Source organism: Enterococcus salsurae (genome assembly GCF_054784955.1).
Genome location: NZ_BAAHWY010000004.1, coordinates 1 through 13702, shown reverse-complemented (window position 1 = coordinate 13702; position 13702 = coordinate 1). Strand labels below are relative to the sequence as shown.

Annotated in this window: 16 protein-coding genes and 1 other RNA gene; 12 read left to right on the top strand and 5 right to left on the bottom strand. The window is 43.0% G+C overall.

Going from position 1 to position 13702, the window contains the following annotated elements:
• The first annotated feature begins 149 nt into the window (after window positions 1-149).
• The 5 genes from ACYVRS_RS10210 (at window position 150) to ffs (ending at window position 3498) form a co-directional block, all read left to right on the top strand.
• A complete protein-coding gene (locus ACYVRS_RS10210; RefSeq protein ID WP_313539763.1) occupies window positions 150-785 on the top strand; it encodes a YczE/YyaS/YitT family protein in 636 nt (211 codons plus the stop codon).
• Between the two features lie 199 nt (window positions 786-984).
• Window positions 985-2349 carry an RsmF rRNA methyltransferase first C-terminal domain-containing protein gene (locus tag ACYVRS_RS10205; protein ID WP_461203296.1) on the top strand — a complete coding sequence of 455 codons (1365 nt, stop codon included), beginning with the start codon at window positions 985-987 and terminating at the stop codon, window positions 2347-2349.
• Window positions 2350-2417: 68 nt separating this feature from the next.
• On the top strand, window positions 2418-2753 hold the full coding sequence (locus ACYVRS_RS10200) for a hypothetical protein (protein ID WP_054115958.1): 336 nt from the start codon (window positions 2418-2420) through the stop codon (window positions 2751-2753).
• 113 nt (window positions 2754-2866) lie between these two features.
• Window positions 2867-3376 carry a tRNA adenosine(34) deaminase TadA gene (gene tadA, locus ACYVRS_RS10195; RefSeq protein WP_312497688.1) on the top strand — a complete coding sequence of 170 codons (510 nt, stop codon included), beginning with the start codon at window positions 2867-2869 and terminating at the stop codon, window positions 3374-3376.
• A 23-nt stretch (window positions 3377-3399) separates the two neighbouring features.
• Window positions 3400-3498, top strand: an RNA gene (gene ffs, locus ACYVRS_RS10190) — signal recognition particle sRNA small type.
• A gap of 308 nt (window positions 3499-3806) precedes the next feature.
• On the opposite strand, the gene ACYVRS_RS10185 is transcribed toward ffs, so the two are convergent.
• A complete protein-coding gene (locus ACYVRS_RS10185; RefSeq protein ID WP_082348634.1) occupies window positions 3807-4295 on the bottom strand; it encodes an FUSC family protein in 489 nt (162 codons plus the stop codon).
• Between the two features lie 224 nt (window positions 4296-4519).
• Here ACYVRS_RS10185 and ACYVRS_RS10180 point away from each other — a divergent pair, with 224 nt between their 5' ends.
• The 4 genes from ACYVRS_RS10180 (at window position 4520) to ACYVRS_RS10165 (ending at window position 8012) form a co-directional block, all read left to right on the top strand.
• Window positions 4520-5899 carry a bifunctional metallophosphatase/5'-nucleotidase gene (locus tag ACYVRS_RS10180; RefSeq protein ID WP_313539770.1) on the top strand — a complete coding sequence of 460 codons (1380 nt, stop codon included), beginning with the start codon at window positions 4520-4522 and terminating at the stop codon, window positions 5897-5899.
• Between the two features lie 88 nt (window positions 5900-5987).
• Window positions 5988-6602, top strand: a complete 615-nt coding sequence (locus tag ACYVRS_RS10175; protein WP_054115962.1) for a YutD family protein — start codon at window positions 5988-5990, stop codon at window positions 6600-6602.
• 1 nt (window position 6603) lies between these two features.
• On the top strand, window positions 6604-7374 hold the full coding sequence (locus tag ACYVRS_RS10170; protein WP_313539774.1) for a TIGR01457 family HAD-type hydrolase: 771 nt from the start codon (window positions 6604-6606) through the stop codon (window positions 7372-7374).
• Window positions 7371-8012: a TIGR01906 family membrane protein gene (locus ACYVRS_RS10165; protein WP_312499851.1), complete on the top strand. Its 642-nt coding sequence runs from the start codon at window positions 7371-7373 to the stop codon at window positions 8010-8012. Before ACYVRS_RS10170 ends, ACYVRS_RS10165 begins: the two co-directional genes overlap by 4 nt.
• Before the next feature lie 61 nt (window positions 8013-8073).
• Here the strand turns inward: ACYVRS_RS10165 and ACYVRS_RS10160 are convergent, their stop codons facing one another.
• From ACYVRS_RS10160 to ACYVRS_RS10150, 3 genes are read right to left on the bottom strand one after another with little or no spacing between them, the layout of a single operon-like run.
• Window positions 8074-8583: a phosphatidylglycerophosphatase A family protein gene (locus tag ACYVRS_RS10160; protein ID WP_313539779.1), complete on the bottom strand. Its 510-nt coding sequence runs from the start codon at window positions 8581-8583 to the stop codon at window positions 8074-8076.
• A gap of 45 nt (window positions 8584-8628) precedes the next feature.
• Window positions 8629-9234: a bis(5'-nucleosyl)-tetraphosphatase (symmetrical) YqeK gene (gene yqeK / locus ACYVRS_RS10155; protein WP_461198871.1), complete on the bottom strand. Its 606-nt coding sequence runs from the start codon at window positions 9232-9234 to the stop codon at window positions 8629-8631.
• Window positions 9235-9240: 6 nt separating this feature from the next.
• Window positions 9241-10218 (bottom strand): NAD(P)/FAD-dependent oxidoreductase, encoded by a 978-nt coding sequence (locus ACYVRS_RS10150; RefSeq protein ID WP_312499854.1) that lies wholly within the window; start codon window positions 10216-10218, stop codon window positions 9241-9243.
• A gap of 140 nt (window positions 10219-10358) precedes the next feature.
• Here ACYVRS_RS10150 and ACYVRS_RS10145 point away from each other — a divergent pair, with 140 nt between their 5' ends.
• Window positions 10359-10946: a peptidylprolyl isomerase gene (locus tag ACYVRS_RS10145; protein WP_461198873.1), complete on the top strand. Its 588-nt coding sequence runs from the start codon at window positions 10359-10361 to the stop codon at window positions 10944-10946.
• A gap of 53 nt (window positions 10947-10999) precedes the next feature.
• Here the strand turns inward: ACYVRS_RS10145 and ACYVRS_RS10140 are convergent, their stop codons facing one another.
• Window positions 11000-12184 carry a MalY/PatB family protein gene (locus ACYVRS_RS10140; protein WP_313539785.1) on the bottom strand — a complete coding sequence of 395 codons (1185 nt, stop codon included), beginning with the start codon at window positions 12182-12184 and terminating at the stop codon, window positions 11000-11002.
• Window positions 12185-12277: 93 nt separating this feature from the next.
• On the opposite strand from ACYVRS_RS10140, the gene ACYVRS_RS10135 reads away from it, so the two are divergent.
• Both ACYVRS_RS10135 and ACYVRS_RS10130 read left to right on the top strand, forming a co-directional pair.
• The gene (locus ACYVRS_RS10135) at window positions 12278-12658 is read left to right on the top strand and encodes a CvfD/Ygs/GSP13 family RNA-binding post-transcriptional regulator (protein ID WP_313539788.1); all 381 of its coding nucleotides are present in this window, start codon (window positions 12278-12280) and stop codon (window positions 12656-12658) included.
• A gap of 67 nt (window positions 12659-12725) precedes the next feature.
• Complete coding sequence (locus tag ACYVRS_RS10130; RefSeq protein ID WP_313539794.1) at window positions 12726-13088, top strand: hypothetical protein; 363 nt, start codon at window positions 12726-12728, stop codon at window positions 13086-13088.
• Window positions 13089-13702: the final 614 nt, after the last annotated feature.

The following is a 13702-nucleotide window of genomic DNA, read 5'->3' as shown; positions in this document are numbered from 1 at the left end:
GGTTGTATTTCTTATTGTTGTCTATCTTTTGAATACTTTTTTGCCTACAAAAGTCGTTTCAGCAAAAAAAACGGCAAGCGCCCCCTAAGCATCGCAATTCCCATTTCTTGTGTTTCTCGTTATACTGAAGGAAAAGAAGGTGGGATAAAATGAACAAAGAAACGGGTTTGCGTTCTCTTTATGCATTGATTGGCGTAGCCATTCTAGGTTTTGGTGCAGCATTGTTACGGGTAGGCGGTGTGGGTCTTGATCCATATACAGCAGCCAATATTGGTGTAGGTGCTGTCTTGGGCTTGTCTTTAGGTACCTATCAACTAATGATCAATGCGGTGATCCTTGTGTTGATTTTTATCTTTGGCCGACGTCACATTGGTATTGGGACCATTATCAATATGGTTTTGACAGGCTTTTTTATTGATTTCTATACGATGATTTTTGATCGATTGTCAGTTGCCCCTGATGGTTGGCTGCAACAAGGATTGTTTTTGCTGCTAGGCGTATTGTTCTTTACTTTTGGGGCGTCCTTTTATATGTCGGCACACCTTGGCAGTGCACCCTACGATGCATTGGCACCGACGATCGTTGATAGAACAAAAGCAAACTATCGGGTGGTTCGGGTGATCCAAGATGTCTCGTTTGCTCTGATTGGCTTATTTACAGGTGGACCGATCGGAATTGGGACATTTATCTGTGCCTTCTTGGTTGGCCCGCTCATCAAATTCTGGGATGATTTCATCTCAGTGCCCTTTATTGAAAAAAGCGTAAAAAAAGCCGTATTCAAATAAGCAAACATGGCTGCTGCGTGAGACAGGTCGTTATCTGTCTCACGTTTTTTTTCGTTCTGGCAGCAAGGAGCTATGATGCAGGAAATACCCGTAGGTTTTTCGTGCCAAACACAAACATTTTTGCGCCATTCATTCGATAATTTCTGCTTGCATATTGCCCCCTCAATCGCTAAAATAAAAAAACCGAGGGGGAACACGTATGGAATTACCAATTTCTTTTATTGAAAAATACCAACATTTATTGGGGGAAGAAGCAGCGGCATTTTTTGCTGCGTTGACGTCTGGTTATCCTGTGAAGGGATTTCGCTTGAATATTGCGAAGCCGCAGGCTGAAGCTATGCTGGCAAAGTATGGACCGGCGCACGAAAAAGCACCTTATGCACCGCATGCCTATATTGGAGAAGTCAAAGGCAAGTCGCTGCTGCATCAGGCTGGCTATGTGTATAGTCAAGAGCCAAGTGCCATGATCGTTGCGGCAATCGCAGATGTCCAACCAGGGGAACGCGTGTTGGATCTTTGCGCAGCACCGGGCGGCAAATCAACGCAATTGGCGAGTCAATTGCAAGGTGCTGGTTTGTTAGTCAGCAATGAGATTTTTCCTAAGCGAGCGAAGATTCTGTCTGAAAATATCGAACGCTGGGGATTTGCGAACGTCGTCGTGACCAATCATGCGCCGAATGAGCTGAGTCGCCATTTTCCGCAATTTTTTGACAAAATCATCGTTGATGCACCTTGTTCAGGGGAAGGAATGTTTCGTAAAGATCCAGTAGCGGTTGCTGAATGGCACAGTGGTGCGCCGGAGCAATGCGCCAACCGGCAACAAGCTATTTTGATAGAGGCTGTGAAAATGTTAAAGCCAGGCGGGCAATTGATTTATTCCACGTGTACCTTTGCACCAGAAGAAAACGAAGCGATCATCAGCTGGCTTGTAGAGAACTATCCATTCGTGATCCAACCTATCGCCATGCCCAACGTGGCGCATGGACGCCCTGAGTGGGGACATGCAGCCGATATCGACAAAACGGTTCGTCTATGGCCGCATTTGAATCAAGGCGAAGGCCATTTTGCAGCAAAGTTGCACTATCAAGGTGAAGCTAAGTCGATCAAGCAAAAGAAAGGCAAACATAAAGAGGCACTGCCTAAATTAGAGCAAGAAGCCAGCAAATTATGGGAAACCTTTCAAGCAACATTTCCTTATTTGCCTTTTGATGAAGGTACGTTGCACATGCTTGGTGATCAGCTATGGCTTGTGCCAAAAATGCTACCCTCATTGCAAGGACTCAAAGTAATGCGGCCCGGACTGCATCTTGGAACGATGAAAAAGCATCGGATCGAACCAAGTTACGCTGTGGCGCTGGCATTTCTTGCAGGCAGTCAAGGACCGACGCTGCCGATCACGATCCAGCAGTGGAAGCAATATGTTGCAGGGGAAACCATCTCTGTACCGGGAAATGCCGGTTGGGTGATTTTACAGGTCGATGAGGTGCCAGTAGGCATTGGCAAGCAAGTCCAAGGCATCGTAAAAAACTTCTTTCCTAAAGGGTTAAGATTTCAAGCAGATTGATCGAAATAGTATTCATATCTGGAGCGCCGTGCTATCATGTAAATAGCAAATCAAAGGAGCTGATCGATATGAAAACATCATCAAAAGTAACGGTTGGATTAAGTATTGCAGCGATTGCTGGCATCACCACTGCAGTCGTTGTTTCAGACAAAGTATTCAATAAAGTACGCTTCGCTTGCAACCGCCATAAAGTGAAGAAGTTTGTCGATGACAAATTCAATGGCAATGAGAAGCTATTGGATGTTGTAGATGGATTGTCGGACAATGAACTAGATTCATTATTAGGCGTCATGAGAAAAGTCAAAGATGGCCGCGATAAAATCTCGGTCTATGGCGACAATATCAAAGATTCTACGGAACATGTCAAAGATAAATTAACTAGTTTGATTGACTCTGTCTTTTGATCCAATAATCGACCAAACCGCAACGATCAACGCGTTGCGGTTTTTTTCTCGTCTTTGGTCATTGCCTTCGGTATAATGAGAGTATGAGTAAACAAGCAGGAGTGAAGCCCCACGTGGAAAAAGAAAGTACATTGACTACTGAACAAAAAGAATATTTCATGCAAGAAGCCATCAAAGAAGCAGAAAAAGCTGCTGCCATCGCTGAAGTCCCCATTGGTGCGGTAGTGGTTCTCAATGGTGAGATCATCGGCCGGGGGCACAATTTAAGAGAGCATCAGCAACAAGCAGCGGCCCACGCAGAGATGTTTGCAATCCAAGCGGCCTGTCAAAAAGTCGGCAGTTGGCGTCTAGAAGGCGCACAATTGTTTGTGACGTTGGAACCTTGCCCGATGTGCAGCGGCGCAATGCTCTTATCACGAGTAGAAGAAGTCTACTTCGGTGCCCACGATCCCAAAGGCGGTACCGCAGGCACATTGATGAACCTATTAACGGATGAACGCTTCAACCATTGGGCACATGTTGAGGGTGGGATTTTGGCAGATACCTGCGGTCAGATGCTGACAGATTTCTTCCGCATGCTAAGAGAAAAGAAAAAACAAAAAAAGACTAGTAATCCTGAGTAAAGTACGTTATACTAATTACTGCCGTAAGGCTAGGACAATGAAGGTCTTGTGAAGCGTGTCAGATCCGGAAGGAAGCAGCACTAAGCAGGGTCCTTCATGTGTCTGATTGAATGCCTATAGAATAGCTTTTTATCAACTCTGATGATGGTCCATAACAAGAAATGGGGCAAAAGGGGTATTCGTTTACAATTTAATGATGATTGTTCAAACCTAGGGTTTATAACCCTAGGTTATTTAATTTCTCTCAAATATTTTTTTTACTTCTCAATTACATGAGTGTATATCTTCAGAGTGGTATTTTCAGGGGTAACCACTTTTTGTAAAAAAAAGAGAAAGTTGAACCGACTTACTCTCATTTTCAGGTTTGTTCTGTTTTATTATAGATGAAGAGGTATCTCTAAGAAATTTTTTTTTGTTGATCATGAGGAACTCATTTTTCTCTACTTCGCATCGGCAAATACCGATTCACCAAAATCGCTACCCCCATCCCAATAAAACTATCGATCACCCGATTAAAGGCATAAACATAAGATTCCGTATGCGGCACCATAAACAATATCGTCAGCAAGGTTGCGCACGCACCAACAGTGCCTTCGTTATAATCAAATCGAACCAATAGTGCAATCATGCACATGATCACCAATGGAATGGCGATGATTTGGACAAGGGGCGTGAAGCCAAAGTATTTAAAAATCGCGATGCACAGCACAGATGCCATGGCGCCGAAGGTATTGCCGGCGATCCGATGTTTGCCGTATTTAAGGGTGTTTTGGTGGTCTTCTCGTAAAGTAAAGACAGCTGTGATCGTTGAGACCACATATGTTTCTCGTTGCAAGAGAAAACTAAGTAAAATACAAATAAAGACACTGATGCCTGTCTTTACATTGCGTAAGCCGAATGTTAAGCCGCATATTTTCAAGCAGTTCATCCTCTCTTATTCTTATGGTTCGTTTCAGTCAAAAAAATATTATAGCATAGTGCATAGGCATCGTCAGAAATAGTTTTGTGGCATAGGGAGTCTACCAGTAAAGAATTTATCTGGGTTTTGTAGTAAAATTGGAAGAAATATGCCCCATAGGCAGAGGCAACAAAACAAGCATCGTTGAACCGAATCAACAAAGGACGATAGGAAAGAGGCAGAGGATGGAAAAAATCACGATCATCCACACGAATGACATTCACTCACACTTAGAAAATTGGCCGAAGATTCGCCGTTATCTGGACCAGCGACAACGAGAAGCCATCGCCATTGATGAATCAGTGGTGACGGTAGATTTGGGAGATTTTGTGGATCGTTGGCATCCGCTGACTGAGGCAACGAATGGACAGGCCAACGTGGATTTGATGAATCAAGGACATTATGATGCAGTGACGATCGGCAACAATGAAGGCGTCGGCAACCCGAAAGAAGATTTGCAGCATTTGTACGATTTGGCTGAATTCCCAGTGATTTTAGGGAATTTGTTTGATAAAAAAGACCTGCAACCGCCGACTTGGGCCAAAGAGTATCAGATCATCGAAACAAAAATGGGGACAAAAATTGGCTTGATCGCCTTTACCGCGCCGTTTCCATTGACGTATGCACCCAACGGTTGGGATATACGTGAGCCGATGGAAATCTTGCCTTCTTTGGTTGCGCATCTACGTCCAAAAGTGGACGTGCTGGTTTTGATGAGCCATTTAGGAATCAACGCAGATCGAGAGATCGCCCTGAACTTTCCGCAACTAGATGTTGTTTTGGGTTCCCACACCCACCACTTATTTGAACAGGGGGAAACTGTGAATGGCGTCCAGATCGCTGCAGCAGGGAAATTTGGGATGTATATTGGTGAAGTCGAACTCCAATTGACTGATGACCACACAATCATGGAGAAATCAGCCAGAGTCATACCGACGCTCGGCTTGATGGCCTTTCCTCAAGATGAAGAAGAAATCGACAGCTATTTATCGATTGGCCATCGTCTGCTGCGGGCAAATCAAGTGGCGCTGCTGCCCCATGCTTTGACGGAGCAGCAAACGGATCATTCATTGATCAAAGCCGCATTATTGGCATTGTGCAAAGCGGGAGACACGGAAGCTGCGGTGTTGAATACTGGCTTATTTCTTGGCGACTTGCCTGCTGGTATCGTTGATCAGGATCAGCTGCATACGATTTTGCCCCATCCGATGCATTTGATCAAAGTAACCTTGTCTGGCAACGACCTTGTCCGCATGGTGTTAGAGATGGAAAAAAACCGCGCATTTCTGCGTCGTTTCCCTATTGTTGGGATGGGCTTTCGCGGACAGATTTTCGGCGAACTGGTTTATGAGGGAATTCAATATGATGAAACCAACCATCAAGTGCTTTGGCAGCAGCATCCAGTCGACCCCAAACAAAGCTATACCATCACACTAGTGGATCACTATCTCTTTATTCCATTTTTCCCGACGATTGAGATTGCAGGGCGCGTGACCTTCTTATTTCCAGACTTTATCCGCACTGTGGTAGGGAATTATTTAAGCGCGCGTTATCCATTACTGTGAAAGCGAGTACCTTTGGCAAGTTTCTCGCAAATCCCCGACTATCATTGGCGCATAAAACAAGGTATAATAAGCAACAGGTGGTGAAAAGATGACCGAAAAACAAACGATCACAGATGAAATCACATCTGTACTTGAAGAAATTATAGAAGAACCAGAAAAGCAGCCTAAAAAAGGCGAACTGGTCACTTTGCTAAATGAAGAAGAAATCATGATTGGTTCCCGTCAGTATAAAATCGTGGTCAACTATCGCGATGGCTTTGATCCTGAAAAACTCGGGGAACGGTATAGTGAAGTACTAGCGCGTTACGATTATATCGTAGGAGATTGGGGCTATGAACAATTGCGCCTAAAAGGTTTCTTTGAAACGGACAACCGCAAATCGTTGCCAGACCAAAGAATCGATATGTTAGAAGATTATTTGTATGAGTATTGCAATTTTGGCTGTGCCTATTTTGTAATTCAACGAATCGGCGGCAAGAAAGAAAAAAGTACCACACGTCGCCGCAAAAAAAAACCTGCGAGCCAAAAAACGCAGCCGCAAACAGCGCATACTGAAGAAAAACGAGAACCAGTGGTCAACAAAAAAACAAAACCGACAATCAAAAATCGTAAGCCAAAAGAAAATAAACCAAAAACGGCAGAAACTGCAACCGTTGTGAAAAGCAGCAAAAAAGAGTTTACGATTCGGCAAAGGGAAGAATAGCATGAGTTATAAAGGATATTTGATTGATTTAGATGGGACGATTTATTTAGGCAAAGAACCTATACCTGCAGGCAAACGTTTTGTGGAAGCATTGCAGACCAAAGGCTTGCCCTTTTTATTTGTGACCAACAATACGACTAGATCCCCCCAAGTCGTTGCAGATCGTTTGGCACAAGAATTCGATATTCATGTGGGACCTGAAACAATCTATACAGCTAGTTTAGCTACGATCGATTTTATGAAAGATGATGCCAAAGGCAAGAAAGTCTTTGTGATCGGCGAAGCTGGCTTGATTGATCTGATTCTAGAAGCTGGTTTTGCGTGGGATGAAACCAACCCTGATTACGTTGTTGTTGGTTTAGATAATGATGTGACCTATGAAAAGTTTGTTTTGGCCACATTGGCGATCCAAAAAGGCGCTACGTTTATCGGCACCAATCCGGACAAAAATATTCCGACAGAACGTGGCTTATTGCCAGGCGCTGGCTCATTGATTGCGATGGTAGAGACAGCCACGCAGACGCCGCCGATCTTTATTGGCAAGCCAGAAGCCATCATCATGGACAAAGCAGTCGATCATATTGGCTTACAAAAAGAAGATGTGATCATGGTTGGAGACAATTATGATACCGATATCTGCTCTGGTATCCGCAATGGCATTGATTCATTGCTGGTGCTTTCAGGTTTTACCCCGAAAGCAGCCGTCCCGTTGTTGCCAGTCGCACCTACGTATGTGTTGGATTCATTAGATGAATGGGATTTTGACAAATGAAGCAGCAGCTGTGGCTTGAACGCATTGCATTTGTTTGTTTGTTCTTGTTCTTGATCAGTTTTGCGATTACGATCACGATCAATTTCCGTCCATTATATTGGTTTGATGTCCATTACTTGAATATTTTAGCGCAGACAACGGTCTCCCAAGAAGTGTTGCACAAGAATTATGGCTTGTTGTTAGATTTTTTGAACAATCCTTTTAATCAGACCCTCTCATTACCGGATTTTCCAATGTCGGCAGCTGGGGCCGGTCATTTCTATGATGTCAAAAAGCTGTTTATGCTGAACTATGCAGTTATGTTTCTGACGGTGGTACCGAGCTTTTGGCTCAAACGACGCTTGAGGAAGCAACAGCAACAATGGCGTTTGATCCGTCCGTTTCAATGGGGCATGCTGATCCCGGTCTTTTTCGGCTTTTTGATGGCCATTGGATTTGATCGTTTCTTTGTGACATTTCATGAGATTTTTTTCAGCAATGATGACTGGTTGTTTGATCCTAGAACTGATCCAATCATCAATGTTTTGCCGGAAAGCTTCTTTATGCACTGTTTTATTTTGTTCTTTGTATTGATCGAACTCTTTTTCTTTGCTTTTTATTTCTGGGGCAAGAGAAGTTTGAAGCAATCTGTTCGTTAATACAGTAGACGTTATCGTAAAAAAACACTTCAGTTGCGACCGCAACTGAAGTGTTTTGCGTTTATTGGGTAATATAGTGAGATTTGTTAGGATGTTGATGGGCCAAACGACTAGCAGCTGATGCGGCGATCGCGCCGACGATATCATCCAAGAAAGTGTGGACTCTGGGACCGTCATGACGATTCAGTTCTTTCAGGATCCCCGGTTTTACCTTATCGATATAGCCATAATTGGTAAAGCCAATTGAGCCATAGACATTGACGATCGACAATGCCAAAATCTCATCGATACCATACAGTCCTTCATCATCCTTGACGATTTCTTGCAGCGGATGCAGTAGCTGGTTTTCTTCTGCCAAGATATCCAATTGGATACCCGTTAATATCGTATTATGGACTTCTCGCTTACTTAAGACTGCATTGACACTGTCGATACACATGTCTAGTGTAATATCTGCAATGTAGTCTTTTTGTAAAAACATGACGAGTTCGCCGATGTCCTGCATGGATACACCGCGGTCGGCCAATAATTCCCGTGCTTTATCTTCTAACGTTTTGTTCTCTAATACCATCTCTTTCCCTCCAATATCTTTTTTTGTCAGACGTTTTTTTCACAATTATTCATGATTCAACTGCGCTAGCGCGGCGACCGCCCATGGATGGGGGACAACAATATCTCCTGCGAAAAGCCAGTCCAGATAAACCTTCGCAGCTTGTTCAAGGGAGTCTGTTAAGGCTGCTTGGATATCTGTCAAAAAGGGTGCTTGGTCTTTGCGGTCCCATTTGATTTTGTCCGCCAAAAAAACAACCAAATCCAGTGAACTAAAATTTTCCCGTAATGTCGTATGACAGGCAATGGCCGATAAAATCTCGGGGTCAGTCACGAAAAAGACTGACTCAGCCAACAGAGCAGATTGTTGTTGGTGCAGCAAAAAAGGGGCCGCTTCTTCAGCAGACAAAACAGGCGCCAGCATATGCTGCTGAAAGGCCAGTCGATCAGCATTTGGAATCACCACACTAATATCATGCAGTAGACCAGCTGCATATGCTTTATCAGCATCAATGTGGTATCGGAGTGCCAGCTCCCGGGCGGCTTCGGCTACATCCAGATTGTGTTGTGCTGTATCGTCTGCGCCAAATTGTTGTAAATAATGGATCATTTGCAAGGTTAGATCGCTTCCTTGGACAGGGGACAAATAAAGACCAAAATCTGCCGATCCCATGAGGCCTCACTCCTTAAATAGACTTGTGCTATGGGCAGGTTGCGTGCGTGTTTTAGGGTCAATAAAATGCAAGGCATTGTTGACAGCGGTAGGAGCTTCCCCAAAACCGGTGGCAATCAGATCCACTTTTCCATCATATAATACGATGTCACCGCAACCATAGACACCAGGAATCGACGTTCGCATATCAGAACCGACAAATACGCCTTGACGCGTACTTTTTAAGCCCCAATCTTTGATATTCAGTGTAGAAGAAAACCCATAATTGACGATCAAAGCATCTACATTCAAGGAAACGGTGTCTTCGCCTTTGACTTGTTGCAAGGAAAGACCGGTGACTTTGTGCTCTCCTTCGATGGCTTCGATCACATAAGGCGTCAAGACATTGACCGAGGAGTCCTTTAATTTGCTGACACTATGTTCATGTGCGCGAAACTCGGGACGGCGATGGATCAAGTACACTTCACTTGCTATTGGCTCTAACATCAATGCCCAATCGATTGCCGAGTCGCCGCCGCCGGCAATCGCCACTTTACGGCCAGCATACTTCATCAAATCTGTGACAAAGTAATCCAGTCCATATCCTTCAAAGCGTTCTGCATCTGGCAAGGCCAGTTTTCTGGGTTGGAAAGAGCCATTTCCCAATGCAAGGATGACAGCTTTCGAATAATGGGTCGTCTTATCGGTAGTGATCTCAAGATAATCTTCTTGTTCTTCTATATGTAAAACAGTTTCTTCCAAACAATATTGGTGATTAAAGGTCGTTAACTGTTTTTCTAAATTTTGTACCAAGTCACCAGCTTTGATTTTTGGGAACCCAGGGATATCATAAATATATTTCTCGGGGTACAAAGTGGCGAGTTGTCCGCCTAGTTGCGGCAAACTGTCGATCAATTTGGTTTTGGCGTTGCGCATACCGGCATAGAAGGCTGCGAACATGCCGGCGGGACCGGCACCAATGATCGTAATATCAAAAATGTCCATGTCATTCCTCTTTTCTACGCTTATATTGCTATTGTTTGCTCCATTCATCGGACAAACTCATTATAGCAAAGATTATTGAAACTAGCATTTTTTCAATTTTCTGCTATCATGGATTTAGTATAGAGAAGGAGGAGTTAGTTGTGTCTGAATTTCCACAGTTAGCATTAGAAAATCAAACTGGTCATCAAGCAGTCATCAAAACAAATCGCGGGGATATCACTGTTCAATTGTTCCCTGAATTAGCCCCTAAGACAGTCAAAAACTTTGTCGAATTGGCGAAAAAAGGGTACTACGATGGAATTATTTTCCACCGAGTGATTCCAGATTTCATGATCCAAGGCGGCGATCCAACCGGAACTGGTATGGGTGGCGAAAGTATTTATGGCGGCAGCTTCGAAGACGAATTTTCAAAAGAATTGTTCAATCTTCGCGGTGCATTGTCAATGGCGAATGCTGGTCCAAATACAAATGGCAGCCAATTTTTCATCGTGAATAATCAGAATGTACCAAGCAATATGTTGGGTCAATTAGAAGGTGCTGGCTATCCAGCAGAAGTAGTCGAAGCGTATAAAGCAGGTGGCACACCTTGGTTAGATTTCCGTCATACTGTATTTGGTCATGTCGTTGAAGGCTTATCTGTTGTAGATGAAATCGCTGGCGTGCAACGCGGCCCACAAGACCGTCCAGTGCATGATGTTGTGATCGAATCAATCGATATCATTGAATAACAAACAAAACCCACTTGTCAGACATTGTGTGTCCGGGCAAGTGGGTTCTTCTTTTATTCTTTTCTGTCAATCGTTTCAAAAGCTTCAGCAATCTGGTGTAATGCTTTTTCCAAAATGCTGCGAGAACAAGCGAAATTCAAACGCATGTGCTGACTGCCATGGGGACCGAAAATCGTTCCTTGATTCAAGACGACATGGGCTTCGTTGATCAAAATGCGCTGCAATTGCTGGTCTGACAATCCATAGGCAGAGAAATCAAGCCACATCAAGTACGTCCCTTCAGGCATTTGAACACGCACGTTTGGCATGTGTGCCTGTAAGAAAGATTGAATGAAAGCAGCGTTATCGGAAAGATACGGCAGCAAAGCTTCTAGCCATGGCGCGCCTTCTCGATAAGCGGCTTCTGTAGCCACTGTACCAAAAGTATTGATTTCACCTTGTACATTTCGTTCTTGTGCGGCAACAAATCGTTTGCGTAAGGCAGGGTCTTTGATGAAGACCATTGAGTTTTTGATTCCTGCCAAGTTGAATGTTTTGGTTGCTGAAGTCAACACGATAGAAAATGCGGTGAAACTTGGATCAACAGTTTGGAAAGAAGTAAATCTGTGTGGCGCAAAGACGATATCTTGATGGATCTCATCACTGACAACGAAGACGTGGTGCTTTTGACACAATAGACCGATGGTAGTCAATTCTTCTTTGGTCCAAACCCGTCCGCCAGGATTATGCGGATTGCATAGAATGAAGAGTTTGATATTGTTTTCAACGATCGCCTGTTCCATAGCTGCAAAATCCATTTCAAAGTGCCCATTTTTTTCAAGCAGTGGAGTGCGAACCAATCGTCTGTTATTACGCTTGATCACGTCAGCAAAAGGATGGTAGACAGGATCGTGGATCAAGATGGCATCATTTTCTGCGGTATAACTTTGCAAGGCCAAGGCTAAACTGGGGACCACGCCACTATTGAATAAAATCGCTTCTTTTTCTAACGAAAAACCATGGCGTGTTTGTTGCCAGTCGATGATAGCCCTATAAAGGGAATCTGGAAATATACTATAGCCGTAAATCCCTTTTGCTACGGCATCTTGTAAGGCGATGGTGACAGCTTTGGGTGCCAAAAAATCCATATCTGCTACCCATAAAGGCAACAACCCCTCCCGATGATACATCTCCTGGATGGCATCCCATTTTACACTGTTGGTACCTGTTCGAGGTTGTACTTTATCAAAATCGATCATCTAATTCCCTCCTATATAGTGCAAGATTGGTTCTGATACTTCAAATCTACCACTTGTTCAAGTATAATAAAAGAGGAAAAGCGAGGAATGAATATGAGCTATCAAATTGGCAACATTATAGAAGGAACAGTCACTGGTATCCAACCTTATGGTGCATTTGTTTCTTTAGATAAAGAAACGCAAGGTTTGATCCATGTATCAGAGATCCAGTCAGGATTTACCAAGAATATCCATGAAGTATTACAGGTTGGTCAGAAGATTCGTGTGCAAATCATTGATATCGATGAATACAGCCAGAAAATCAGCCTGTCTAGAAGGACACTGGAACCCACATTTGTGCAACCGCCCTTTAAACGAAAAAGATACTTTACCAACAAAAATAAACGCATCGGATTTCGCACAATCGAAGAGATTCTCCCAGTCTGGACAAGTGAAGCCAAACAAATGCTAGAAAAAGAAAGCAACCGCAGATAATCGTGCATATTTTCTGAAAATGTGCTAAAATTACTTTGCAAACAAATGAATAACTGAGGTGGGTATTTTGGGGTCCAAAAAAGTAGCAGGTACAGTTATGATGCACTTAGCAAATGGTTCGAAACGATTTTTGATGCAAATGAATGAAGGCAATGCAGAACTAGCGTCAACAGATTTTTCAGAGGATAAAACCGGCTTGGCTACGATCCTACAATTGTTCAAAGAGCAGATTCACTTAGATGTGACAGCGATTGAACTGGTTGAATTAACAAATGGAAATATTGGTATGCAAAATGTTCCCTTATTTGTTTTTGAAACAAAAGAAGCAGCACAAACCCAACAATTGCCAACAGGCTATGCCTGGCAAGAACCAAACATCTTCCGTAAAATCATTGAAGACTACGATATTGAAGGTGTTCCTTTTTTCTAAAATGAATCGACAAATGATCAAACATATGACCGCAGCAGCGGTCTTTTTTTTATGGAAACGATTTTTGTAAAAAAGATGAAATATTTCCTTGACCGAAGCGATGAAGCATGGTAAATTTATCAACGTTGGCAAAACGCCAGCAGGTCAAAATATACTTTTCAAAAAACATTGAAAAAGTGCTTGACCAAATCTGAAACAGATGATATTATAACTGAGTCGCAAAAATAAATTGATTGATCGTTGTTGATATGACAATAAATTAATTAAAAAAAGTTGTTGACAAATAACAAATCATTTGTTACTATGATTAAGTTGCTAAGGCAGCCGACACGTTGTTGCAAAACAACGAGCAAAAAAACTTTTATAAAAAAGTGTTGACAATCACTTGTCACTCTGATATGATATAAAAGTTGCTAAAGCAACACTGTAGACCTTTGAAAACTGAACAAAGCAAGCAAACGAACCAATGTGTAGGACGCTTCATTTATATGAAGCAAATACATGCAAGCAATAGCTAGCAAAGTTTTAATTTTATGAGCTTAACGATCCTTTGGATCGTTCAAACAAATCATTATGAGAGTTTGATCCTGGCTCAGGACGAACGCTGGCGGCGT

Excerpts from the sequence above, each read along its gene's own strand:
- ACYVRS_RS10175 (WP_054115962.1), top strand. The coding sequence starts at position 5,988 with ATGACCGAAAAACAAACGATCACAGATGAAATCACATCTGTACTTGAA.
- yqeK (WP_461198871.1), bottom strand. The coding sequence starts at position 9,234 with ATGGGATCGGCAGATTTTGGTCTTTATTTGTCCCCTGTCCAAGGAAGC.
- ACYVRS_RS10150 (WP_312499854.1), bottom strand. The coding sequence starts at position 10,218 with ATGGACATTTTTGATATTACGATCATTGGTGCCGGTCCCGCCGGCATG.
- ACYVRS_RS10170 (WP_313539774.1), top strand. The coding sequence starts at position 6,604 with ATGAGTTATAAAGGATATTTGATTGATTTAGATGGGACGATTTATTTA.
- ACYVRS_RS10205 (WP_461203296.1), top strand. The coding sequence starts at position 985 with ATGGAATTACCAATTTCTTTTATTGAAAAATACCAACATTTATTGGGG.
- ACYVRS_RS10210 (WP_313539763.1), top strand. The coding sequence starts at position 150 with ATGAACAAAGAAACGGGTTTGCGTTCTCTTTATGCATTGATTGGCGTA.
- ACYVRS_RS10200 (WP_054115958.1), top strand. The coding sequence starts at position 2,418 with ATGAAAACATCATCAAAAGTAACGGTTGGATTAAGTATTGCAGCGATT.
- ACYVRS_RS10140 (WP_313539785.1), bottom strand. The coding sequence starts at position 12,184 with ATGATCGATTTTGATAAAGTACAACCTCGAACAGGTACCAACAGTGTA.
- ACYVRS_RS10160 (WP_313539779.1), bottom strand. The coding sequence starts at position 8,583 with ATGGTATTAGAGAACAAAACGTTAGAAGATAAAGCACGGGAATTATTG.
- ACYVRS_RS10180 (WP_313539770.1), top strand. The coding sequence starts at position 4,520 with ATGGAAAAAATCACGATCATCCACACGAATGACATTCACTCACACTTA.
- ACYVRS_RS10165 (WP_312499851.1), top strand. The coding sequence starts at position 7,371 with ATGAAGCAGCAGCTGTGGCTTGAACGCATTGCATTTGTTTGTTTGTTC.
- ACYVRS_RS10135 (WP_313539788.1), top strand. The coding sequence starts at position 12,278 with ATGAGCTATCAAATTGGCAACATTATAGAAGGAACAGTCACTGGTATC.